The organism is Streptomyces shenzhenensis, assembly GCF_021462265.1.
GTDB lineage: Bacteria > Actinomycetota > Actinomycetes > Streptomycetales > Streptomycetaceae > Streptomyces > Streptomyces shenzhenensis.
Genome location: NZ_JAJONF010000008.1, coordinates 236313 through 258732 on the forward strand (window position 1 = coordinate 236313; position 22420 = coordinate 258732).

A 22420-nucleotide genomic window follows, 5' to 3' on the forward strand; every position below is an offset into this window, starting at 1 on the left:
GCGCTGCCCCCTCCCGGACGATACACCAGTCTCGTCACTCAGGGACATAGCTTCTCTACGCTCCGTGACGACCAGCGGCTATGCGCGTACGCACCGCGCCCGGAGGATTGCGGAACGTACCGGAAGCGGATCGCACGCCTCTTGCCGCGACGGTCAGTTGTCGGTGGACCCCGTCGTCAAAATCACGTTCCGCAACGGCTCCTGGTTCACGAACCGCTTCAACTGCTCGGTGACGAGGCGCCTGGCGCGCGGCAGGAACGCCGAGGTGGGGCCGCCGACATGAGGGCTGATCAGCACACCGGGCGCCTGCCACAAGGGGTGTCCGGCGGGCAGCGGCTCGGGGTCGGTGACGTCCAGGGCGGCGGTGAGGCGGCCGGTCTCCAGCTCGCCGAGGAGGGCCTTGGTGTCCACGACGGGCCCGCGGGCGACGTTCACGAGCAGCGCGCCGTCCTTCATCCGCGCGAGGAACTCCGCGTCGACCAGGCCACGCGTGGTGTCCGTGAGGGGCGTGGAAAGGATGACGACATCGGCTTCCGGAAGCAGATTCGGCAGTTCGGTGAGCGGAAGCACGGGACCGCGCGCCGAGGCGCGCCCGGAGCGCGCGACGCGCGCCACCCGCGCAACCTCGAAGGGCGCGAGCCGGTCCTCGATGGCCGCGCCGATGGCGCCGTAGCCGACGATGAGGACGGACTTGTCGGCGAGGGCCGGGCGGAAGCCCCCCTCCCAGTGCTCCCGCTGCTGGGCACGCACGAACCCCGGGATGCCGCGCAGGGACGCCAGCGTGAGCGTGAGCGCGAGTTCGGCGGTGCTCGCCTCGTGCACGCCGCGCGCGTTGCACAGCGGTACGCCGGGCGCGATGAGGCCGATCGCGGCGATCATGTCGTCGACACCGGCGGTGAGGGTCTGGATGAGCCGGACGTTCCGCATCTCCGCCAGCGGCCGCACCTTGACCTGCTGCCGCTTCATGTAGGGGACGACGTACACGGCGCAGTCGGCGGGGTCACCGGGAAACTCCTGGCCGCCGTCCCAGAAGAGGTAGTCGAGCCCTTGGGGGAGCTCCTGGAACTCGGCCGGCGGGATGGGGAGCCATACGTCGGAGGTCATGGTCAGGAGGCTATGTCAGAGGTGTGGGGGCGAGCGGGTTAGGTTGGGGGACGGAGAAGGAGGTTCACGGGCTGGTGGAGCGCAGGACGATCGGCGCGGGGGCGCTCGCGGTGGGGGCCGTCGGACTCGGGTGCATGCCGATGAGCTGGGCGTACAGCGGGTCGCGGCAGCGGGGCGACGAGTCGCTGCGGGCGGTGCACGGGGCGCTGGATCTGGGCGTGACGCTCCTTGACACGGCCGACATGTACGGCCCGTTCACCAATGAGCTGCTGCTGGGGCGGGTGCTCAGGCAACGCCGTGCGGAGGCCTTCGTGTCGACGAAGGTGGGCCTGCTGGTGGGCGAGCAGCACATCGTGGCGAACGGCAGGCCCGGCTACGTGAGGCGGGCGTGCGACGCGTCGCTGCGCAGGCTCCAGACCGATGTCATAGACCTCTACCAGCTGCACCGCGCCGACCCCGAGGTTCCGGTCGAGGAGACCTGGGGCGCGATGGCGGAACTGGTGCGGGCGGGGAAGGTGCGGGCGCTGGGGTTGTGCGCCGTGGGGGCGCGCGGGGGGCGCCGATCCGGCGCGCACCTGCATGACGCGACCCTGCGGCAGCTTCGGCGGGTGCAGCAGGTGTTTCCGGTGACCGCGGTGCAGGCGGAGCTGTCGGTGTGGTCGCCGGAGGCGCTGGAGTCGCTGCTGCCGTGGTGCGCGGCCCGGGGGGTGGGGTTCCTCGCGGCGATGCCGCTCGGCAACGGGTTCCTGACCGGGACGCTCACGCCGGGTGAGGGGTTCGAACCCGATGACCTGCGGGCGCGGCATCCGCGCTTCACGGCGGAGATGATGGCGGCGAACCAGCCGATCGTGGCGGGGCTGCGGCGGGTGGCGGCCCGGCGGGGGGACGGTGTCACGGCCGCTCAGGTGGCGCTGGCGTGGGTGCTGGCGCAGGGGCGGCATGTGGTGCCGGTGCCGGGGGCGAAGCAGGGGCGGTGGGTGGCCGAGAACGCCGGGTCGGTGGATGTGCGGCTGACTGCGGAGGATCTGAGGGAACTGGGCGGGCTGCCTGCCGCGCAGGGGTCGTGGGACTAGCACGGCGATCGCCGTGCTCCGCGAGTGGTTCGGTGCGGCACCGTCGTGGCTGGTCGCGCCCACGCCGCGGAGCCGCATATCGGTACAGCCCCGCGCCCCCGACGGGGCGCTGCACTACCGTCGGTACCAGGATCCGCCTGGTCGTTTCGAAGGGACCGTGATCGTGCGACGTCGAGCTGTGCCCGCCCTGCTGGCCGCGGCCGGACTGCTGCTGGTGGCGGGTTGTTCCTCCGGGGGCGGCGGGGGTGGGGGGTTGCCCACGCCGTCCTGGGCCGGGGGGTCGTCGACGCGTTCCTCCGGAGCCGCCGCGTCCGCCGGGGCCGGCGAGTCGGCCGCCCCCGCCAAGGGGTCGGTGAAGGTGCTGCGTACGGTCGCCGAGGGGCTGAAGTCGCCCTGGGGGCTGGCTCCGCTGCCGGGCGGGGCCGGGCTGCTGGTGTCCGACCGGGACGACGGGACGATCAGCAAGGTCGACGAGAAGACCGGGAAGACCACGGAACTGGGCGTCGTCTCCGGGGTGTCCGCGGCCGGTGAGGGCGGCCTGCTGGGGATCGCCCTCTCCCCCGGCTTCGCCTCGGACCACATGATCTACGCGTACTTCACGTCGGCCTCCGACAACCGCATCGTGCGCATGCTCTGGGACGAGGGCAAGCCGGCCAAGGAGCAGTTGGGCGCCCCCGACACGATCTTCAAGGGCATTCCCAAGGGGGTCATCCACAACGGCGGCCGGATCGCCTTCGGCCCGGACGGCATGCTCTACGCGGGCACGGGAGAGAGCGGAAAGCGGAACCTCGCGCAGGACAAGGGCTCGCTCGGCGGGAAGATCCTGCGGCTGACGCCGGAGGGCGACCCGGCCCCCGGCAACCCGTTCCCGGGCTCCCCCGTCTACACCTACGGCCACCGCAACGTGCAGGGCCTGGCCTGGGACGACAAGGAGCGGCTGTTCGCCTCGGAGTTCGGGCAGGACACCTGGGACGAGCTGAACGCCGTCAAACCGGGCGGCGACTACGGCTGGCCGAACGCGGAGGGCAGGTCGTCCGACCCCAAGTACGTCAACCCGATCGCCCAGTGGCACACCGACGACGCCTCCCCCAGCGGCATCGCGTATGTCCACGGCGTGATCTGGATGGCGGCCCTGAAGGGCCAGCGGCTGTGGCGCATCCCGCTGGACGGCACGACCGCGGCCGCCGCGCCGCAGGCCTTCCTCACCGGTGAGTACGGCCGCCTCCGCACCGTCGTGGCGGCCGGTGGCGACAAGGTGTGGCTGGTGACCAGCAACACCGACGGGCGGGGCAAGCCGAAGACCGGCGACGACCGGATTCTGGAGCTGGAGGTGAAGTAGCCGCCGCCGCTCACGCCTCGTCGTCCCCGGCGTCCGCCGGGGGCTCCGCTTCGGGCTCCTCCTGCGGGAGGCGTATGACGACCTTGCCGGACGCGAGGTCTATCGGCCCGCGTCCTGGATCCGTGTCCCCCACGTCCTCCCGGGTCAGCTCCAGCCGCTTCTGCTCCTCGTGGGTGTGCTTGCGGCCGGGTGCGAAAAGCTCCTCGAACATGTTGAACACGGTGCCTCCTCCGCCGGTCCCCCTACCTGGTCGGGTCGAGGGCCTCGACGGGGAACAACCCCAGTCTGTGGGCCACCGCCGCCGCCTCGCCCCTCCCTGCAACGCCCAGCTTGCCCAAAATGTTCGAGACATGGACGCTCGCGGTCTTCGGGGAGATGAAGAGCTCCTCGGCGATCTGCCGGTTGCTGCGGCCGGCCGACACCAGACGGAGGACGTCGCGCTCCCTGCCGGTGAGGCCGAGGCCCTCGGCCGGATCGAGAACCCGGGGGGCGGCGCGGGTGGTCAGGGTGAGGCGGGCGCGCTGGGCGAGGAGGGCGACGGCCCCGGCGAGCGGGCGGGCGCCCAGGTGGTCGGCGACGGCCCCGGCGAGCCGGAGGAGTTGCGTCGCGCGGTCGCGTTCGTCGTCGCCGGCGGCTTCTTCCAGCAGGGCCTCGGCGAGGCGGCGGCGGACCCGCGCGAGGTCGTAGGGGCGGTCCAGGCGCTCGAAGTCGGTGACCACGTCCGACCAGACCGCGGCGGTGCCGGTGCCCCGGGCCCGGTGCAGTTCGGCGCGGGTCCAGCGCTCGTACGCCTGCCACAGGGGCGCGCCGGTGGTGAGGGTGCGGGCGGTCCCGGCGAGCCGGTCGAGGGCCTCGGCGCGGCCGTCGGCCGCCGCGGGCAGGGTGCGGGCGTCGGCCTCGGCGGTGGCGGCGGCCAGCAGCAGGGGCCAGCCGTAGCGGTGGGTGCCGGGCGGGAAGCCGGCTGCCAGGGCGCGGTCCAGTTCGGCGCGGGCGTCGAGGAGTCTGCCCTCCTCGGCGGCGACGCCGATGGCGATGCGGGCGACCGGCAGCAGTACCTGGGGCATCGGGTCGTGGGTGCCGTAGTGGGCGTGGGCGATGGCCAGCCGGCGGGCGGCCTCCTCCGCGTCACCCCGGGCGAGAGCGATATGGGCGAGGTGCAGGGCGCCGACGCCCCGGGGCTTGGCGCTCGCCGCGGAGCCCAGGGCGCCCGTGGCGGCTTCGGCGGCCTCGTCCCACCGGCCGAGCGCGTACAGCGAGTCGGCGAGGTTGCCCCAGATCCACGCCTCGGAGTCCAGCAGGCCGTACCTGCGGGTGAAGGCGAGGCCCTCGCGCAGGATCGGCACGGCCTCTCGGGAGCGGCCGACCGACTCCAACTCGGACGGCAGGTTCACATAGGCCCGGCCGACGACATGGGCCACGCCGTCCTGGAGCACGGCGTCCTTGACCCGGTACAGCTCCGCCAGGCCGTTGTCGACGTCACCCGAGTCGACCATGAGACAGCCGAGGGTGACGCGCGCGTTGAGCTCGATCTCCCGGGCGCCCACCATCCGCGCGTACTCCACGGCCCGCTCGGCGGCGGCGAAGGCCTCGGGGCCCGGCTGGTGCAGCATGGACCAGGTGGCGGCGTTGGCCAGGACGTCGGCGTGCACCTGGGACGGCGGCAGGCCGCGCACCAGGTTCTGGGCGTTGGCGAGTTCCTGCCAGCCGTCACCGCGGGCCAGGCCCTGGACCAGCCGGGAGCGCTGCACCCAGAACCAGGCGGCGCGCTGCGGGTCGTGCTCGTCCTGGAGAATCCGCAGCGCCTTCTTGGTGATCTTCAGAGCGCGTTCGCGCTCCCCGCAGAAGCGGCCGGCGACCGCTGCCTCCGCCATCAGGTCGAGGTAGCGCAGCGGAGTGGTGGCGGGATCGCAGCCGCAAGGAGGGTAGACGTCGGTGAAGTCGACGGGGCGCAGGGCGGCGCGGACCTCCTCGGGGACGGTGTCCCACAGCTCCATCGCCCGCTCCAGAAGCCGTAGTTGCTCGCCGTAGGCGTGCCGGCGGCGGGCCACGACGGAGGCGTCGAGGACGGCGGGCAGGGCCTTGGCGGGGTCGTGGGCCTGATACCAGTAGCTGGCCAGCCGGGTCACGTGCGCGTCGGCCGCCACCAGGGTCGGGTCGCTCTCCAGGGCCTCGGCGTAACGCCGGTTGAGCCGGGAGCGTTCGCCGGGCAGCAGGTCGTCGGCGACGGCCTCGCGGACCAGGGAGTGCCGGAAGCGGTAGCCGTCGCCGGCCGGGGTGGCGGTGAGGAGGTTGGCGCCGACGGCGGCCCGCAGCGCCTCGATGAGGTCGTCCTCGGCGAGCTGGGCGACGGCGGCGAGCAGCCGGTACTCGACGGTGGAGCCGCCCTCGGCGACGATCCGGGCCACCCGCTGGGCGCTTTCGGGCAGGGCCTCGACCCGGACCAGCAGCAGGTCGCGCAGCGAGTCGGTGAGCCCGGTGCAGCAGCCTTCGGCGGCGGCCACCGCGAGCTCCTCGACGAAGAAGGCGTTGCCGTCGGAGCGTTCGAAGATCTCGTCGACCTGGGCGGGGTCGGGTTCGGTGGCGAGGATGCCGGCGATCTGGCGGCCGACCTCCTCGCGGGTGAACCGGGCGAGTTCGAGGCGGCGGACGGTGCGCAGCCGGTCGAGTTCGGCGAGCAGCGGGCGCAGCGGGTGGCGGCGGTGGATGTCGTCGGAGCGGTAGGTGGCGAGGACGACGAGCCGGCCGGTGCGCAGGGTGCGCAGCAGGTAGGCGAGGAGGTGGCGGGTGGAGGCGTCGGCCCAGTGCAGGTCCTCCAGGGCGACGACCACCGTGCGCTCGGCGGCGACCCGCTCAAGCAGGCGCGCGGTGAGCTCGAAGAGACGGGCCATGCCCTGTTCGTCGTGGCGGCCGGAGGAGGCCTCGCCGAGTTCGGGCAGCAGTCGGGCCAGTTCGTCCTCCTGGCCGGCCGCGGCGGCGGCCAGTTCGTCGGGCAGGGCGGCCCGCAGCGCGCGCAGGGCGGTGGAGAAGGGGGCGAACGGCAGGCCGTCGGCGCCGATCTCCACACAGCCGCCCAGGGCGACGACCGCGCCCTGGCGGCAGGCGGCGGTGGCGAACTCCTCGACCAGCCGGGTCTTGCCGACGCCGGCCTCGCCGCCGAGCAGCAGCGCCTGCGGCTCGGCGGCGCCGGCACGCGCCAGCGCGTCGTTCAAGGTGTCCAACTCGTCGCTGCGGCCTACGAATACGGGACTCACGGACCTGGTTTCCACAGGCCAGAGCATCGCATGGGCCCCGAAGCCCACGGCAGCGGTTTTCCACAGCGCCGGTGCGCTTGTCGTACCGGTGGGCGGCAAGGGGGGAAGCCGGTGGCCCGTCCCCGTACGGCCACCGGCTTCCCCGTTCCCGGTCTTCGGGCGGTCGGCGCCGCCCGGCCGCCCCGTGGTCACGCCGCGCGCTGGAGCCGGCCCCGGCCGCGGCGGTCGGTATGGGACTCACGCGCCGCCGCGTCGTCTGCCGGCACCGCGTCCTGCCGGGCGTCGCGGCGTGCGGCGCGGCGGGAGCGGACGGCCTCGCGGACGAGACGGGCCTCGTCGGCCTGCCGGCGCAGTTCGGCGGAACGGATCTGGTGGAGTTCGTACTCGAACATGTGGTGTCCCTTGGGAGAGAGGGTGATCGGAGTTCGCTTTCCGCGATGCCTCCACCTTCGTCTCCCAGGGGGGTGCGCCACATCGGGAGAGTTCCGCATCTTCGCGGGGCCGCCGGCCCCCGGACACGCATAAGGGGCCTTAGGCCGTCCGCAAGGTGCTTACGGACGGCCTAAGGCCCCTTATGACCTGGGGTTGTCGCGGCCGGGTCAGCTGGTCGAGGGCAGCGCGAGGAGTGCGTCGGAGTACTTGAGGACGGCCAGCAGCAGGCCGATGACGCCGAGCGCCACGCCGGCCCAGGCAACCGACTTGATCCACGGCGCCTGCGGCTTTCCGGGGGCGCCGAACGCGGGCCGTGCCAGCACCACGACGCCGGTGAGCAGCGCGGCCAGCGCGAACAGGCCGGCCCACAGCGCCGTGGTCGCCCACGCGTCGCCGTACACCTCCTTGACCTGCTTGGCGACGCTCGCGGACGACGAGGTCTGCAGCTGGCCGATGAGGGTCTCGCGGGCGGCGGCCACGGTACCGATCCAGCCACCCGTGAGGGAGACCAGGCCGAGCACGACGGAGACGACGGCGCCGGCGCCCTGGCCGACCCCGGACGGGCCCGCCGGCTCGTCCTCGGTGAGGGCCGCCGGTTCGTCCTCGGCCGGTTCGTCGTCGGTCTCGCCGGTCTCCTCGGCGGACTGCTCCGCCTCCCGCGCGTCCTTCGCCTCGGCGGCCTCCGCGGAGACCTCGCCCTCGGGCCCGGCGGCGGCCTCGGTGACCTCCGCCGCCGTCTGGTCGGTCGCCGTCTCGCCGGTCGCCGTCTGGTCGTTCTTCGCCTCGGCGCCGGTCCCGGCCCCGTCCACTGTCTTGGTTCCCATACCTCGCACCGTACGGACGCTGTCTGAGAGGTCTCTTAATGATCGTTCGCGGCGCCGCGCGCGCGTGCCGCACGCCACTCGGGAGCCAGCACCGACCAGACCTCGGTGTCCGTGCGCACACCCCGGTGGGGGTAGTTCTCCCGCATCACGCCCTCGCGGGTCATGCCCAGCCGCCGGGCCACGTTGATGCTCGCCTCGTTGGCCGACGACGCGTGCCACTCCACACGGTGCATGCCACGCTCGTCAAACGCCCAGTCCAGAAGCGTCCGCATCCCGCGGGTCACCAGACCGCGCCCGACGGCCGCCGGCTCCAGCCAGCAGCCGGCCTCGCAGACCCCGGTCGGCGTGTCCCAGACCCGGAACAGCAGCCCGCCCACGAGCTTCCCGTCCAGCCACACCCCGTGCAGGCTGCCGGCGTCGGCGGCGCGCTTGTCGGCGTAGGAGCGCAGATAGGCGCGGGCCTGCTCGACGTTCCCGATCACGTCGGGCAGGGCGATGTGCCGGCCGATGTGCTCCCGCCCCCGGTCGATGTCGGCCAGCAACTCCTCGGCGTGCCAGACCTCCAGGGGCCGCAGCTCGGCGCCGTCGTCACCCAGGGATGTCGCGTACATCGTGCGATCGCTCCTCGTCCCGTTCCCTCACCACGCCGCCGAGCCTCTCATGGCCCGGCGCGGACGCGTCAGTCGAACTGGTCACCGAGCGCCATCACCATGGTGCCAAGGATCATCAGCCACAGGGCCCAGCGGGTACGGCCGCGGGCCCCGACCGCCCCCGCGAGCACGCACACGGCGGATCCGGAGCCGTAGGCGGCCGGCACCAGGGCGGGTACGCCCCCGCCCACTCTCATCGACGCGGCGGTGAGCCCCATCAGGGCCAGCAGCACCCCGGTCACGGTGGCGGTCCAGCGGGCCCGGCGGGCGTCCTCGTAGAGTTCCTCGTCCTCGTCGTCCGCAGTCTCCGTCCCGGGCACCTCGGGTTCGGCCTCGGACTCGGCGTGTGCGGTCATGGCGGGCGAGCGTAGTACCCGCACCTGGGGAAACCGGCTGCGGACCAGGTCGACAACTGCTGGCTTCCGCTGGTCAGCCCTGACCGGCCCCTCGCCTACGACCGAAGCGGGTGCGTTGTCTGACGGTCCGAATGAGCTCCTGCGCATCGCCTTCCACTACGAAGATCACAAGGAGCCCGTTCAGCCATGGCCGACGCCGTCTCTCCCGCACCCTCGAAGGACACCTCCCCCACTGACCGTCTGCCCCTCCCCTGCGGAGCATCTGAGGGCGCAATGGGACCCCGGTTTCCGGGCGTTGCGCTCCCCCCGGCTGGTGGCACCGCCACTGGACGCGCAGCGGGGCCGTGCAGGTCGAGGCCCCGACTGGCTGGAGGACGGGCTGGCGCGACCGGCTGCTGTGGAGCGAGGTGTGCGCCGCGGAGAGCCCGTACCCCGAGATGGCCCGGATGGCCCGGGAGTCGGTGGAACTGCTGACCGCCGACCGGGGGCGACTGCTCGGCTTCGCCCGGATCGTGGGCCGCCGCCGCTGACCCGGTACGGCCACGGAACTCCGGCTGACGCGATACGGTCCCGAGAGCGCCGGCTGACGCGATACGCCCCCGGGAACGCCGCATGACGCGATACGGCCCCGGAAGCGCCGCCTCCGGGGCCGTATTCACGTGCGGGTGGCTGTTCAGCCCTCGCTGACGCCCAGCTTCTCCAGGATCAGCTCCTTGACGCGGGCCGCGTCCGCCTGGCCACGGGTCACCTTCATGACGGCACCGACCAGGGCACCGGCCGCGGCCACCTTGCCGCCGCGGATCTTGTCGGCGACACCCGGGTTGCCGGCGATGGCCTCCTCGACGGCGGCGGTCAGCGCGCCCTCGTCGGAGACGACCTTCAGGCCGCGCTTGTCGACGACCTCGTCCGGGGTGCCCTCACCCGCGAGGACGCCCTCGATGACCTGCCGGGCCAGCTTGTCGTTCAGGTCACCCTTCGCGACCAGCTCGGTGACCCGGGCGACCTGCGCCGGGGTGATCGCCAGCTCGTCGAGCGAAACGCCCGACTCGTTGGCGCTGCGCGCCAGTTCGCCCATCCACCACTTGCGGGCGGCGGCCGCGTCGGCCCCGGCGTCGATGGTGGCGACGATCAGGTCCAGCGCACCGGCGTTGAGGATCGCCTGCATGTCGGTGACCGAGATGCCCCACTCGGCGAGCAGCCGGGTGCGGCGGACCAGCGGCAGCTCCGGCAGCGCGGCGCGGATCTCCTCGACCCACGCGCGGGACGGCGCCACCGGGACCAGGTCGGGCTCCGGGAAGTACCGGTAGTCCTCGGCTTCCTCCTTCACGCGGCCGGAGGTCGTGGACCCCGTGTCCTCGTGGAAGTGCCGGGTCTCCTGGATGATCGTCCCGCCGCCGCCCAGCACGGCCGCGTGCCGCATGATCTCGAAGCGGGCCGCACGCTCCACGGACCGCAGCGAGTTCACGTTCTTCGTCTCGGAGCGGGTGCCGAACTTCGCGGTGCCGTGCGGGCGCAGCGACAGGTTCACGTCGCAGCGCATCTGGCCCATCTCCATACGGGCCTCGGACACGCCGAGCGCCCGGATGACCTCGCGCAGCTCACGGACGTACGCCCGCGCGACCTCCGGAGCCCGCTCGCCCGCGCCCTCGATCGGCTTGGTGACGATCTCGATGAGCGGGATGCCGGCGCGGTTGTAGTCGAGCAGCGAGTGCGAGGCGCCGTGGATACGGCCGGTCGCGCCGCCCACGTGGGTGGACTTGCCGGTGTCCTCCTCCATGTGGGCGCGCTCGATCTCCACGCGGAAGGACGTGCCGTCCTCCAACTGCACGTCGAGGTAGCCGTTGAAGGCGATCGGCTCGTCGTACTGGGAGGTCTGGAAGTTCTTCGGCATGTCCGGATAGAAGTAGTTCTTCCGGGCGAAGCGGCACCACTCGGCGATCTCGCAGTTCAGCGCGAGACCGATCTTGATCGCGGACTCGACGCCGGTCTCGTTGACGACCGGGAGCGCGCCGGGCAGGCCGAGGCAGGTCGGGCAGGTCTGGGTGTTCGGGTCGGCGCCCAGCGTCGTCGAACAGCCGCAGAACATCTTGGTCTTGGTGCCGAGTTCGACATGGACCTCAAGGCCCATGACGGGGTCGTACGACGCCAGCGCGTCCTCGTACGACACCAGGTCGGTCGTGGTGGTCACGGTGAAACTTCCCTCTCAGCCCAGCAGGACGTCGTCGTCGCCCAGCCGCTTCAGCTCGCGGTAGAGGATGGCGAGGCCGGTGACGATCGCGACGGCGGACACGGTGGCGTCGATCAGCCGGAGCGTGTCGTGCTCGGCGCGGGCCTTCTTGATCTGCTTGGTGACGCCGACCGCGCCGAACGCGGTGGTGGCCATGGACAGGTAGGTACCGGACTTCGACTTCTTGAAGCCCTTGGCCTTCGACAGTGCGTTGCTCACAGCGACGGTGCCTCCTCCAGGAGCGGGTGCCCCCACCTTTCCACGAAGGCGGCCTCGACGGCGGCGCCGACCTTGTAAAGCCGGTCGTCCTTCAGCGCCGGGGCGATGATCTGCAGGCCCACCGGGAGGTTGTCCTCCGGGGCGAGACCGCAGGGCAGCGACATCGCCGCGTTGCCCGCGAGGTTCGTCGGGATGGTGCACAGGTCGGCCAGGTACATCGCCATCGGGTCGTCGGCACGCTCGCCGATCGGGAAGGCGGTGGTCGGCGTCGTGGGCGACACGATGACGTCCACCTGCTCGAAGGCCTTCTCGAAGTCACGCGTGATGAGCGTGCGGACCTTCTGGGCGGAGCCGTAGTAAGCGTCGTAGTACCCGCTGGACAGCGCGTAGGTGCCGAGCATGATGCGGCGCTTGACCTCGGGGCCGAAGCCCGCCTCACGGGTGAGGGAGGTGACCTCTTCGGCGGAGTGGCCGCCGTCGTCGCCCGTCCGCAGGCCGTAGCGCAGGCCGTCGAAGCGGGCGAGGTTGCTCGAACACTCGCTCGGCGCGATGAGGTAGTACGCCGACAGCGCGAGGTCGAAGGACGGGCAGTCCAGCTCGACGATCTCGGCGCCCAGCTCCTTCAGCAGGGCGACGGACTCGTCGAACCGCTGGATGACGCCGGCCTGGTAGCCCTCGCCGCGGAACTGCTTGACCACGCCGACGCGCATGCCCTCGACGCTGCCGTTGCGGGCGGCCTCGACGACCGGCGGGACGGGAGCGTCGATCGACGTGGAGTCCATCGGGTCGTGTCCGGCGATGACCTCGTGCAGGAGTGCCGCGTCGAGGACCGTACGGGCACACGGGCCGCCCTGGTCCAGGGAGCTGGAGAAGGCGACCATGCCGTACCGCGACACCGCGCCGTACGTCGGCTTCACGCCGACCGTGCCGGTGACGGCGGCCGGCTGGCGGATGGACCCGCCGGTGTCGGTGCCGATGGCGAGCGGGGCCTGGAAGGAGGCGAGCGCGGCGGACGAACCGCCACCCGAACCACCGGGGATCCTCGTGAGGTCCCAGGGGTTGCCGGTCGGCCCGTACGCGCTGTTCTCCGTGCTCGACCCCATGGCGAACTCGTCCATGTTGGTCTTGCCGAGGATGACGACGTCAGCGGCCTTCAGCTTCTTGGTGAGGGTGGCGTCGTACGGCGGGATCCACCCCTCGAGGATCTTCGAGCCGACGGTCGTCGGGACGCCCTCGGTGGTGAAGATGTCCTTGAGCGCGAGCGGGACGCCGGCGAGCGGGCCGAGCTTCTCGCCCCGGGCCCTCTTCTCGTCGACGGCGCGGGCCTGCGCCAGGGCGCCCTCGCGGTCGACGTGCAGGAAGGCGTGCACCTTCTCGTCGACGGCCTCGATCCGGGCGAGGTGGGCCTCGGTGACCTGTACGGCGGTGAGCTCGCCGGAGGCGATCTTCGCAGCCGTCTCGGCAGCGGTCAGTTTGATGATGTCCGTCATGGCTGTCTAGTCCTCCCCCAGGATCTGCGGCACCTTGAAACGCTGCTGCTCCTGGGCCGGGGCGCCGGAGAGCGCCTGCTCGGGGGTGAGCGAGGGACGGACCTCGTCCGCGCGCATGACGTTCGTCAGCGGCAGCGGGTGCGAGGTCGGCGGTACGTCTTGGTCGGCGACCTCGCTGACGCGGGCGACCGCGCCGATGATGTCGTCCAGCTGGCCGGCGAAGTGTTCGAGTTCTTCGGGCTTCAGCTCCAGACGCGCCAGCCGGGCGAGGTGGGCGACCTCCTCGCGCGTGATGCCAGGCATGCAGCGTTCCTCTGGGGTGAGTGTGTGTGGTTTGGAGCCAATCCTATGGGGCGGGGCCCGATGACCGTGAAACGGTTTCCCCCGGACCCCGGAACCTGCGTCTCCTCCGCGCCCGCCGCGCCCTCCCCTCCGCGCCCCCGTGCCCTCCGCGCGGCCGCGGCTCAGTGCCGGGTGTCCCAGGCCTCGCTGCGCAGGAAGTGGTTGTCGTACAGCTCCTGCACCGCAAGGAGGCTCTCCGGGGTGGCCTCGCCCAGACGCAGGCGCTGGAGGTGGCGGAAGTACTCGAAGCGCTCCACACCCGGGGTGATGACGATCAGGATGTCCGCGGTGCTGCCGGGGACGGCGGCGAAGGCGTGCGGCGCTCCGGGCGGGACGACGACCAGGTCGCCGCGCTCGGCGGTGACGACGTCGTCGCCGGAGAGCAGTTCGGCGGCGCCGTCGAGCAGGTAGAACATCTCGGCGGAGTTGCGGTGCAGATGCGGTACGGCACCGTCGGCGCCCGCGCCGAGCGTGACACGCACGGTGGAGAGCGCGCCGCCGGTGGCGCTGCTGTCGGCGAGCAGCCGGATCCGGGCCGGGTCACCGCCGACCACCTCGGCGGCGGCCTCCCGCACGATCACGGACTCGTCGAACTTCGGTACGAACAATGACATGTCAGAACCCCCGGTTGATGGCGGCGTGCCGAACGGTCAGACGAGGAAGAGCAGGGCGGCGGCGATCAGGACGACGACCGCGGTGGCGAAGTGGATCCCGAAGGCGACCGCCTTCGTCCCGCCGTTGCGGAGCACCGTCAGCGTGTCCCCGAGCGGGACGAGTACCACACAGAGCATGAACCAGGCCTCGGCGCGGGCCCCGGCGAAGGCCAGCAGGGCGAGGCCGAGGACACCGAAGGTGCCGTCCCTGAGGCCCTTGACCGTGAGGTAGGCGGCCGCGTCGCCCTCCGGGTCGGCGGGCACGCCGTAGCCGGCCGCGGCGGGCCCCGGCTGGAACAGGAACCGATAGCCGAGGAACACGCAGAACAGGTCGAGCACGACGGCGAGCGTATAGGCGGTGACGGTCACGATGACCCCCCTGTCGATTGTTTTCTAGCGGCGCTAGGACTGAGAGCGAAGCTAGCAGAGCATCGACAGATTGGCTAGCGCTGCTAGAATCCTGAGCATGTCGATTCAGAACCGCCGGAAACGCGAACGGGCAGAGCGCGAGCAGCTGATCGTCACGGCCGCCCGCGAACTCGCCGAGACGGAGGGCTGGGACGCGGTGACGACCCGCCGCCTGGCCGCCCGGATCGAGTACAGCCAGCCGGTCCTCTACAGCCACTTCAAGGGCAAGGACGCGATCATGGCCGCGGTGGCGGTCCAGGGGTGCGCGGACCTGGCGGTGGAGCTACGGGCGGCGCGCGCGTCGGCGACGGGCACCCGGGAGGCGCTGGCCGCGGTGGCGGCCACGTACACGTCGTTCGCCCGCCGCCGCCCGGCCCTCTACGACGCGATGTTCACCCACCTGGTGGACCTCCCGTTCGCGACACCGGAGGCCCCGGAGGCTCTCCAGGCGGCGTTCGGTGAGATCCTGCGGGTGGTCGAGCCGATCACCGGCGAGGACGAGGACGCCGGCGTCCTGACCGAGACCTTCTGGGCGGCCCTGCACGGCCTGGTGACCCTGATGCGCAGCGGCCGCCTCCCGGAGAAGGCACACGAGACGAGGCTGACGCTGCTGGTCGACCACTTCAGCGCCCGGTAGCTTGTCGACGCCCTGAAGGTTTCGCGCCCTCAAAGGGGCGCGGGGCTGTGTCCGACGTGCGGCTCAGCCACGCAGCCGCAGCCGCGGATCAAGATCTCCAACGGCGAACGAACGGGCACCGGGCGGGAAAGTCACGCCTGTCACCACCGGCCGCCGACGGCGCCGCACCCTCACGGGAGACGCCCGCCTCCGCAGAAAGCGGTGAACGGGCGGGCGGGAAAGCTACTCGGCGGCCGGCAACGCCGCCCGCGGCCGCTGCCATCCCCGTGACCCCCGCGCCCGCAGCCACGCCGTGGTCTCGTCCGGCGGCATCGCCGCGGCCACCAGCCACCCCTGCACGGCGTCACACCCGAGGTCCCGCAGCCGCTCCCAGGTCTCGTCGTCCTCCACGCCCTCCGCGACGACCAGCAGCCCCAGCGAATGCGCGAGGTCGACCGTGCAGCGCACGATCTCCGCGTCCTCGTTGTCGACCGCCAGCCGGGCCACGAAGGAGCGGTCGATCTTCAGCTCGCTCACCGGCAGCCGCCGCAGATGCACGAGCGACGAATACCCGGTGCCGAAGTCGTCCAGCGACATCTTCACGCCGTGCCCGTTCAGCCCGGCGAGGGTGTCGGCGGCCCGCTGCGGGTCCTCCAGCAGCACATGCTCGGTTATCTCCAGCTGCAGCGCCCCGGCCGGCACGCCGTGCCGGGCCAGCCGCGCTGCCACCAGGCCCGCGAACCCCGGCGTGTGCACGTCGCGCGGCGAGACGTTGACCGCCACCGGCACCCGCAGTCCCTGCGCCCGCCACTCGGCGACCTGCCCGAGCGCGGTCTCCAGCACGTACTCCGTCAGATGGGGCATCAGCCCGGACGACTCGGCGATCGCTATGAACTCGTCCGGCGGCACCTTGCCCCGCTCGGGGTGCACCCACCGCACCAGCGCCTCGAGTCCGGCCACCTGCCCGTCGAAACGGACCTTCGGCTGGTAGTGCAGCTGCACCTCGTGGGCGTCCAGGGCGCGCCGCAGATCGCCCAGCAGACCCAGCCGGTCGGGGGTGTTGGAGTCCCGCTTGGACTCGTACACCTCGACGCCGGTACGGTCCCGCTTGGCCTGGTACATCGCCACGTCCGCCCGGCGCAGCATCCCCTCCGCGTCGAGCGCGTGGTCGGGGAAGACCGCGACACCCGCGCTGGCCTCCAGGACGAGGGTGAGCCCGTCGAGGTCGAGCGGGGAGGAGAGGGCCGTGACCAGGCCCCGGGCCACCCGGGTGGCCGAGGTCGTGGAGTCGGCCACCGGCAGTAAGACCGCGAACTCGTCGCCGCCGAGCCGGGCCGCCTCCGCACCGCGCGGCAGCGCGGCCCGCAGCCGGTCCGCTATCTGGAGCAGCAGCCGGTCACCGGCGAGATGACCGAGCGTGTCATTGACCGAACGGAACCGGTCAAGGTCGATCAGCATGAGGGCGGAGCGGGCTCCGATGCGTTCGGCGTCGTCGAGGGCGGTCCAGATCCGCTCCAGGAGCCACTGCCGGTTGGGCAGTCCGGTCAGCGGGTCGCGCAACTGCTCCTCGGCGCGGGCCCGGGCCATCCACAGGGTGGAGTCGAGGGCGACCAGCGGGATGGAGAACAGCGGCAGCAGCAGCGGCTGGGCGACGGCGACCACGCAGATCAGCGGGGCGATGCCGAGCAGGGCGACGGCGACCAGGCCCTGACGCATCAGGGCGGTGCGGGCGACGGTGGGCAGGCCGCCGCCGCGCGGGGCCTGCAGGTACCAGAGCAGGGCGCGGGTGACGGCGAGGTAGGCGACCGCGACGAGCACGACCTCGGGGGCGGTGGCGACGCTCCAGCCGGTCGGGTCCCAGGGCGACTCGACGGTCGGGACGCGGCCGCACACACCGAGCACCACCGCGCCGGCACCGATGCCGAGGATGTCCACCGCGCCGTGCAGGACACCCTGCCGCCAGCGGTGGCGCCTGGCTATGCCGACCAGGACGACGACGGTGAGGCTGACCAGGCCGGCCGGCAACCAGCCGTACAGCAGGAGGACGGCGAGGGTGAGGGCGGCGCCGGAGCCGGTGCCGCCCCACCAGCGGGCGCGCCCGAGCAGGACGAGGTGGCCGACGATGATGCCGGTCAGCACGGCCAGCGACCAGCCGACCGTGCCGGACGGGAAGAGGGCGTGGTGGTCGGAGAACGCGCGGTAGAAGCCGGCGCCGAGGACGAACGCGGCGGCCGCGACGACCCCGGCGGGCAGCGCCGGCCAGGAACGGTGCCGTTCGTGATCGGTGCCGGACAGGTGGGACGGCGCCGCGACGACGGCCAGCGGCCGTGGGTCGCGTGCCTCGGCCGCGAGGCTCAGCACCGGCCCGCCCGGCATGGCCGGCACACCCGGGCGCCGATCGCCCCGCACCGTCCACCGGCTCCCCCGCCACGCGGACGCCCGGCGGCGCAGCGGCAGCCGCGCGCCCGGGGCGGCGCTCTCGGTCGGTTCCATTCCCGTCCCTCTCACAGCCGGCGGTGCCCACGCCATGCGGTCCGTGCCCTGCCCGAGCACGGCAATGCCCCGACCGCAGCTGGGCACGGCAGGCGCATAGCTCAACAGTAGGCCGCGGAACGCTTCCACGGGCAGCGGTCGTCGACGGTTGCCCGATTGCGCACCGGCCACCCGTATGCATCTGATATGCACCGAACGGGTGGCCTTCAACCGCTACTCCTCGACCGGAAGGGCGACTTCGGCCGCCGCGTCCGGTCCCTGCTCCAAAAGGACGACAAATCCGTCCTCGTTCAGAACCGGAACCTTCAGCTGCATCGCCTTGTCGTACTTCGATCCGGGGTTGTCACCGACGACCACGAACGACGTCTTCTTCGACACCGATCCGGTCACCTTGGCTCCGCGGGTCTGCAGTGCGTCCTTGGCGCCGTCCCGGGTGTGGTGCTCCAGGGTGCCGGTCACCACGACGGTGAGGCCCTCCAGCGGACGCGGCCCCTCGTCCTCCCCGGTCGACTCGTCCTCCAGCGGGACTCCAGCGGCCTTCCACTTTCGGATGATCTCGCGGTGCCATTCCTCGGCGAACCACTCCTTGAGCGCCGTCGCGATGATGCCGCCGACGCCGTCGATGTTCGACAGCTCCTCCTCGGTGGCCTGCTCGATGCGGTCGATGGAGCGGAACTCGCGGGCCAGCGCCTGCGCGGCGACCGGTCCGACGTGCCGGATGGACAGGCCGTTGAGGAAGCGGGCGAGCGGGCGGGTCTTGGCCTCCTCGATGTGCTGCAGGAGGGCGAGGGTGTTCTTCTTGGGCTCGCCCTTCTGGTTGGCGAAGACCGTGACGACCTTCTCCTCGCCGGTTTTGGGGTCGCGCTTGGGCAGCCCGCTGTCGGGGTCGAGGACGTACGCCTTGATGGGCAGCAGCTTCTCGACGGTGAGGTCGAACAGGTCGCCCTCGTCGACCAGCGGCGGGTCGGCGGGCTCCAGCGGCCGGGTGAGCGCGGCCGCGGCCACCGCCCCGAAGTTCTCGATGTCCAGGCACTCCCGGCCCGCGAGGTACGCCACCCGCTCCCTCAACTGAGCCGGACAGGCACGGGCGTTGGGGCACCGCAGATCGATGTCGCCCTCCTTCATCGCCCGCAGCGGCGTCCCGCACTCGGGGCACTCGGCCGGCATCACGAACTCCCGCTCGCTGCCGTCCCGCAGGTCGACGACCGGGCCGAGGATCTCGGGGATGACGTCACCGGCCTTGCGCAGCACCACGGTGTCGCCGATCAGCACGCCCTTGGCCTTGACGACCTCCTGGTTGTGCAGGGTGGCGAACTCCACCTCGCTGCCGGCCACGGTGACCGGCTCGACCTGGGCGTACGGCGTGACCCGGCCGGTGCGGCCGACGCCCACCTTGATGTCGATCAGCTTGGTGTTGACCTCTTCCGGCGCGTACTTGTACGCGATCGCCCAGCGGGGGGCACGCGCCGTCGAACCGAGGCGCCCCTGGAGGCGGATCTCGTCGAGCTTCACGACGACCCCGTCGATCTCGTGCGCCACGGAGTGCCGGTGCTCGCCGTAGTAGGCGATGAACTCCCGTACGCCGTCGAGGTCGTCGACCACCCTGTTGTGCGGGGAGGTGGGCAGGCCCCAGGTCTTGAGCAGGTCGTACGCCTCGGAGAGCCCCTTCAGGCCCTCGAAGCCCGTCAGGGCGCCGATGCCGTGGACGACCATGTGCAGCGGACGGCTGGCGGTGACCCGCGGGTCCTTCTGGCGCAGCGAACCGGCGGCCGCGTTGCGCGGGTTGGCGAACGGCTTGTCGCCGGCCGCGACCAGGCGTTCGTTGAGCTCGGCGAACTTCTCCATCGGGAAGTAGACCTCGCCGCGGATCTCGACCAGGTCGGGGACGCGCTCGCCGTGCAGCCGGTCCGGGATCTCCGCGATCGTACGGACGTTGGGCGTGATGTCCTCGCCGGTGCGGCCGTCGCCGCGGGTCGCCGCGCGGGTGAGGCGGCCGTGCTCGTAGGTCAGGTTGACGGCGAGGCCGTCGACCTTCAGCTCGCACAGGAAGTGGTACTCCTGCTCGCCCAGTTCCCGGTGGATCCGGTCGGCCCAGGCCGCCAGGTCGTCGTCGTTGAACGTGTTGTCCAGCGAGAGCATCCGCTCGCGGTGCTCGACGGCCGTGAACTCCGTCTCGTACGCCCCCGCGACCTTCTGGGTCGGCGAGTCGGGCGTGCGCAGCTCGGGGTACTCGTCCTCCAGCGCCTCCAGGGACTTCAGGAGCTTGTCGAACTCCGCGTCGCTGACGACGGGAGCGTCCTTCACGTAGTACCGGAAGCGGTGCTCCTCGATCTGCTCAGCGAGCCGCGCGTGCTTCTCCCGTGCCTCGGCGGGCACTGCCGTCCGAGCCTGCTGCTTGTCGCCGGCCACCGTGTTCCTCCCGTTACTCTGGGTTGTCCGCGAGTGATCTCGCCGCCCGTACGCAGTGGGCGAGCGCCTGCCGGGCGTACGCGGGGGAAGCGCCCGCCAGCCCGCACGTCGGGGTGACCGTGACGGACTCCGCGAGAAGTCCCGGCCGCAGCCCCAGCCTGCGCCACAGCGTTCTGACACCCATGACGCTACCGGCAGGGTCTGACAATGCCGTGTCCGTGCTCGGCACCACACCGGCGAACAGCCGGGTGCCCGCCTCCACCGCCTCGCCGATCACGTCGTCGTCACGTTCGGTGAGGAGCGAGAAGTCGAAGGAGACGGCGGCCGCTCCGGCACGGCGGAGCAGGGCGAAGGGGACGTCGGGGGCGCAGGAGTGGACGACGACCGGGCCGTCGGCGTGCACGCCGAGCACGTCGCGCAGGATGGACTCGATGATCTGGCGGTCGACGGCGCGGTGGGTGCGGTAGCCGGAGGAGGTCTTCACCTGACCCCGCAGGACGGCGGTGAGGGACGGCTCGTCGAGCTGGAGCACCAGGCGGCCGCCGGGGATGCGCCGCCGCACCTCGGCCAGGTGCAGCCGCAGGCCCTCGGCGAGGGAGGCGGCCAGGTCACGGCAGGCGCCGGGGTCGGACAGGGCCGACTCGCCGTTCCTCAGCTCCAGGGCCGCGGCGAGGGTCCAGGGCCCGACCGCCTGGACCTTGACCGGTCCCTGGTGGTCCTGGGTGAACTCCTCCAGCGCGTCCAGGTCCTCGCCCAGCCAGGACCGGGCCCGCCGGGTGTCCCGGCCCGGCCGGTCGCCGATCCGCCAGCCGCTGGGCTCCACGCGCGCGTACAGCTCGACGAGCAGGCCGGCGGTGCGGCCGATCATGTCGGCGCCGGGGCCGCGGGCGGGCAGCTCGGGCAGGAAGGGGAAGTCCTCGAAGCTGCCGGTCGCGGTCTTGGCGGCCTCGCGGGCGTCGGTGCCGGGGAGGGAGCCGATGGCTGTGGCGGGGCCGAAGTCGGAGATTTCGTTCACGTGAGGAGCCTATGCTCGGCGTGCGGTGGAGTTGGTCGTCTTGATCACGTCGGCCTCCTACCGGTGTCCGTAGGTCATCAGCGAGTTGCGGGAGCCATTCTCGAGCAGGAGGGCGCGGCGCATTAGGCACTCGCCGTAGACACGTTCAGCGGCAGCGCGGCCCACGGCATCGACCGCCGAGAGGATCAGCGTCGTCTCGCCGCGCATCAGCTCGCCTGCGGCGACAACCCGCAGATCCGCGAGGTCCTGCTCGCTCAGCTCCAGCCCCGCGGCCTGGTCGACGACGTGGTCCTGGTCCTATGGCCCCTACTCGCCGAGTCACTGACCGAGGCGGAGAAGATCCTCGACACCTCGAGAAGCGGGCGGAAGCGGTGGAGTAGTGGCACGGCGCTGAGAAAGCCGCACGCCGCCAGCGCACCGAGCAGATCAGCGCCCGCACGGAGCGGCTCGCCGGCTCAGCCGGTCCGCTTGGCGGCTACGCCACCGGAGACGATCACCACTGAGTCATTAGCGAACAAAACCGCATCGCGGTAATGAAGATCGCAGCCCGCAGCCGCAGTATCAATCCGTCTGCATGACCCGAAACCTCGTCAAGTCGCGTCCACATGAGGCAAGATGAACGGGTATCGGGCCCGAGGTCTTCGGTGTTGACCGCCGATGAGGTGCCACCAGGGTCAAGGGGTACGAGCGCCATCTGCGAGTGCCGGTCACTTGTAGGCATGCGATGTCGCAAAGGGAGGGAGGGGGATGACCTACATCGGTCCGTGGCATGCGGAATCCGCGCTTCGCCTCGTGGACTCGAACGTGGATGCCTGGGATTACGAGTCGCGTTTCGTGCCCGTTGAAACCTCGACGCTCCATCCGGTGGTCGAACTGGCGAGTCGACTGGTGCCGGACAGCGGGATAGAGGACCATCCGTTCTTCAGGGTCGCCGCCGGTTCACGAAAGGCACTGGAGTTCTGGGTAACGCAGGAACTGTTCGTCACCGGGGTGTTCGCACAACTGCTCAATCTGACCGCCAGCGCGGTGGTCAACGTGCACCAGCGAGCGAGACTCAACCTGGTCATCCAGGGCGAACACGGTGGAGTCAGGAAAGGGGCGGCCCGTGCCTCGCACCCCTGGCTGCTGCACAGGCTGAGGGAGAGCATGGGCATCCCGCAGGAGGCTGTGACCGTGGCCGCCCCGACGCACACGTTCCTGCGTGCGCTGGCAGGGTTCATGGACACCCCTGTGAATGCTCTGGGCGGCCTGGGGGTCGGTAACGAGCAGATGCTTGTTCCGGAATACGGAGCGGTGAAGCAGGCATTCGAAAGTGCGGCGCCGGACGCGGATTACGCGGAGTTCCTCCATGCCAACATCGATGAGGACACGGCCCACTCCGCGATCATGGCCCACATCGCGTCCGAATTGATCACGCGGGACCCGTCGCTGGCCGATGGTTACTTGGCGGCTGCTCGTGGATCCGTAATCGCGCGCAAGGAGTACTACGACGAGTTGTACGAAATTCTCGCGTAGGTAC

The 22420-nt window shown here is 71.7% G+C and carries 22 protein-coding genes; 5 read left to right on the forward strand and 17 right to left on the reverse strand.

The window, feature by feature from the left end:
• Positions 1-153: 153 nt before the first annotated feature.
• The gene (locus tag LQ326_RS14315) at positions 154-1104 is read right to left on the reverse strand and encodes a 2-hydroxyacid dehydrogenase (protein ID WP_234536339.1); all 951 of its coding nucleotides are present in this window, start codon (positions 1102-1104) and stop codon (positions 154-156) included.
• A 74-nt stretch (positions 1105-1178) separates the two neighbouring features.
• On the opposite strand from LQ326_RS14315, the gene LQ326_RS14320 reads away from it, so the two are divergent.
• Positions 1179-2177 carry an aldo/keto reductase gene (locus LQ326_RS14320; protein WP_234536341.1) on the forward strand — a complete coding sequence of 333 codons (999 nt, stop codon included), beginning with the start codon at positions 1179-1181 and terminating at the stop codon, positions 2175-2177.
• Between the two features lie 157 nt (positions 2178-2334).
• Positions 2335-3516, forward strand: coding sequence for a PQQ-dependent sugar dehydrogenase (locus LQ326_RS14325; RefSeq protein ID WP_234536342.1), 1182 nt, complete (start codon positions 2335-2337; stop codon positions 3514-3516).
• A gap of 10 nt (positions 3517-3526) precedes the next feature.
• Here the strand turns inward: LQ326_RS14325 and LQ326_RS14330 are convergent, their stop codons facing one another.
• From LQ326_RS14330 to LQ326_RS14355, 6 genes are all read right to left on the reverse strand, one after another.
• A complete protein-coding gene (locus LQ326_RS14330; RefSeq protein ID WP_268207023.1) occupies positions 3527-3727 on the reverse strand; it encodes a DUF6191 domain-containing protein in 201 nt (66 codons plus the stop codon).
• 31 nt (positions 3728-3758) lie between these two features.
• Positions 3759-6794, reverse strand: a complete 3036-nt coding sequence (locus tag LQ326_RS14335) for a helix-turn-helix transcriptional regulator (protein ID WP_234536347.1) — start codon at positions 6792-6794, stop codon at positions 3759-3761.
• 161 nt (positions 6795-6955) lie between these two features.
• Complete coding sequence (locus LQ326_RS14340) at positions 6956-7159, reverse strand: hypothetical protein (protein ID WP_234536349.1); 204 nt, start codon at positions 7157-7159, stop codon at positions 6956-6958.
• A 207-nt stretch (positions 7160-7366) separates the two neighbouring features.
• Complete coding sequence (locus LQ326_RS14345) at positions 7367-8023, reverse strand: hypothetical protein (RefSeq protein ID WP_234536351.1); 657 nt, start codon at positions 8021-8023, stop codon at positions 7367-7369.
• A gap of 35 nt (positions 8024-8058) precedes the next feature.
• Entirely contained in the window at positions 8059-8634 is a 576-nt protein-coding gene (locus tag LQ326_RS14350) for a GNAT family N-acetyltransferase (protein WP_234536353.1), read from the reverse strand.
• 68 nt (positions 8635-8702) lie between these two features.
• Positions 8703-9029, reverse strand: coding sequence for a hypothetical protein (locus tag LQ326_RS14355; protein ID WP_234536355.1), 327 nt, complete (start codon positions 9027-9029; stop codon positions 8703-8705).
• Between the two features lie 344 nt (positions 9030-9373).
• On the opposite strand from LQ326_RS14355, the gene LQ326_RS14360 reads away from it, so the two are divergent.
• A complete protein-coding gene (locus LQ326_RS14360; protein WP_234536357.1) occupies positions 9374-9559 on the forward strand; it encodes a hypothetical protein in 186 nt (61 codons plus the stop codon).
• Positions 9560-9702: 143 nt separating this feature from the next.
• On the opposite strand, the gene gatB is transcribed toward LQ326_RS14360, so the two are convergent.
• From gatB to LQ326_RS14390, 6 genes are all read right to left on the reverse strand, one after another.
• On the reverse strand, positions 9703-11217 hold the full coding sequence (gene gatB, locus LQ326_RS14365; protein WP_234536359.1) for an Asp-tRNA(Asn)/Glu-tRNA(Gln) amidotransferase subunit GatB: 1515 nt from the start codon (positions 11215-11217) through the stop codon (positions 9703-9705).
• 15 nt (positions 11218-11232) lie between these two features.
• Positions 11233-11475 carry a hypothetical protein gene (locus tag LQ326_RS14370; RefSeq protein ID WP_234536361.1) on the reverse strand — a complete coding sequence of 81 codons (243 nt, stop codon included), beginning with the start codon at positions 11473-11475 and terminating at the stop codon, positions 11233-11235.
• Positions 11472-12965, reverse strand: a complete 1494-nt coding sequence (gene gatA, locus LQ326_RS14375; RefSeq protein ID WP_234536363.1) for an Asp-tRNA(Asn)/Glu-tRNA(Gln) amidotransferase subunit GatA — start codon at positions 12963-12965, stop codon at positions 11472-11474. The genes LQ326_RS14370 and gatA overlap by 4 nt, the downstream gene beginning before the upstream one ends.
• Positions 12966-12971: 6 nt before the next feature.
• Positions 12972-13268 (reverse strand): Asp-tRNA(Asn)/Glu-tRNA(Gln) amidotransferase subunit GatC, encoded by a 297-nt coding sequence (gene gatC, locus LQ326_RS14380; protein WP_007384860.1) that lies wholly within the window; start codon positions 13266-13268, stop codon positions 12972-12974.
• A 161-nt stretch (positions 13269-13429) separates the two neighbouring features.
• On the reverse strand, positions 13430-13921 hold the full coding sequence (locus LQ326_RS14385) for a cupin domain-containing protein (protein ID WP_234536365.1): 492 nt from the start codon (positions 13919-13921) through the stop codon (positions 13430-13432).
• Positions 13922-13957: 36 nt separating this feature from the next.
• Positions 13958-14329, reverse strand: coding sequence for a DUF4267 domain-containing protein (locus LQ326_RS14390; RefSeq protein ID WP_234536366.1), 372 nt, complete (start codon positions 14327-14329; stop codon positions 13958-13960).
• 97 nt (positions 14330-14426) lie between these two features.
• Between LQ326_RS14390 and LQ326_RS14395 the strand changes: the two genes are divergently transcribed.
• A complete protein-coding gene (locus LQ326_RS14395) occupies positions 14427-15005 on the forward strand; it encodes a TetR/AcrR family transcriptional regulator (protein WP_234536368.1) in 579 nt (192 codons plus the stop codon).
• 222 nt (positions 15006-15227) lie between these two features.
• Here the strand turns inward: LQ326_RS14395 and LQ326_RS14400 are convergent, their stop codons facing one another.
• The 4 genes from LQ326_RS14400 to LQ326_RS14415 all read right to left on the reverse strand — a co-directional run bounded on the left by LQ326_RS14400 (position 15228) and on the right by LQ326_RS14415 (position 21108).
• Positions 15228-17477 (reverse strand): putative bifunctional diguanylate cyclase/phosphodiesterase, encoded by a 2250-nt coding sequence (locus tag LQ326_RS14400; protein ID WP_234536370.1) that lies wholly within the window; start codon positions 17475-17477, stop codon positions 15228-15230.
• A gap of 213 nt (positions 17478-17690) precedes the next feature.
• Positions 17691-19886: an NAD-dependent DNA ligase LigA gene (gene ligA / locus LQ326_RS14405; RefSeq protein ID WP_234536372.1), complete on the reverse strand. Its 2196-nt coding sequence runs from the start codon at positions 19884-19886 to the stop codon at positions 17691-17693.
• Between the two features lie 13 nt (positions 19887-19899).
• Positions 19900-20901, reverse strand: a complete 1002-nt coding sequence (locus LQ326_RS14410) for a methionine synthase (protein ID WP_234536374.1) — start codon at positions 20899-20901, stop codon at positions 19900-19902.
• Positions 20902-20958: 57 nt separating this feature from the next.
• The gene (locus LQ326_RS14415; RefSeq protein WP_234536376.1) at positions 20959-21108 is read right to left on the reverse strand and encodes a hypothetical protein; all 150 of its coding nucleotides are present in this window, start codon (positions 21106-21108) and stop codon (positions 20959-20961) included.
• 540 nt (positions 21109-21648) lie between these two features.
• Here LQ326_RS14415 and LQ326_RS14420 point away from each other — a divergent pair.
• Entirely contained in the window at positions 21649-22416 is a 768-nt protein-coding gene (locus LQ326_RS14420) for an iron-containing redox enzyme family protein (RefSeq protein WP_234536378.1), read from the forward strand.
• Positions 22417-22420: the final 4 nt, after the last annotated feature.

Coding starts and splice junctions, on each gene's coding strand:
- LQ326_RS14355 (WP_234536355.1), bottom strand. CDS start 9,029: ATGACCGCACACGCCGAGTCCGAGGCCGAACCCGAGGTGCCCGGGACG.
- LQ326_RS14340 (WP_234536349.1), bottom strand. CDS start 7,159: ATGTTCGAGTACGAACTCCACCAGATCCGTTCCGCCGAACTGCGCCGG.
- LQ326_RS14415 (WP_234536376.1), bottom strand. CDS start 21,108: ATGCGCGGCGAGACGACGCTGATCCTCTCGGCGGTCGATGCCGTGGGC.
- LQ326_RS14315 (WP_234536339.1), bottom strand. CDS start 1,104: ATGACCTCCGACGTATGGCTCCCCATCCCGCCGGCCGAGTTCCAGGAG.
- LQ326_RS14395 (WP_234536368.1), top strand. CDS start 14,427: ATGTCGATTCAGAACCGCCGGAAACGCGAACGGGCAGAGCGCGAGCAG.
- LQ326_RS14335 (WP_234536347.1), bottom strand. CDS start 6,794: ATGCTCTGGCCTGTGGAAACCAGGTCCGTGAGTCCCGTATTCGTAGGC.
- LQ326_RS14420 (WP_234536378.1), top strand. CDS start 21,649: ATGACCTACATCGGTCCGTGGCATGCGGAATCCGCGCTTCGCCTCGTG.
- LQ326_RS14345 (WP_234536351.1), bottom strand. CDS start 8,023: ATGGGAACCAAGACAGTGGACGGGGCCGGGACCGGCGCCGAGGCGAAG.
- LQ326_RS14385 (WP_234536365.1), bottom strand. CDS start 13,921: ATGTCATTGTTCGTACCGAAGTTCGACGAGTCCGTGATCGTGCGGGAG.
- LQ326_RS14330 (WP_268207023.1), bottom strand. CDS start 3,727: ATGTTCGAGGAGCTTTTCGCACCCGGCCGCAAGCACACCCACGAGGAG.
- LQ326_RS14400 (WP_234536370.1), bottom strand. CDS start 17,477: ATGGAACCGACCGAGAGCGCCGCCCCGGGCGCGCGGCTGCCGCTGCGC.
- gatC (WP_007384860.1), bottom strand. CDS start 13,268: ATGCCTGGCATCACGCGCGAGGAGGTCGCCCACCTCGCCCGGCTGGCG.
- LQ326_RS14350 (WP_234536353.1), bottom strand. CDS start 8,634: ATGTACGCGACATCCCTGGGTGACGACGGCGCCGAGCTGCGGCCCCTG.
- gatA (WP_234536363.1), bottom strand. CDS start 12,965: ATGACGGACATCATCAAACTGACCGCTGCCGAGACGGCTGCGAAGATC.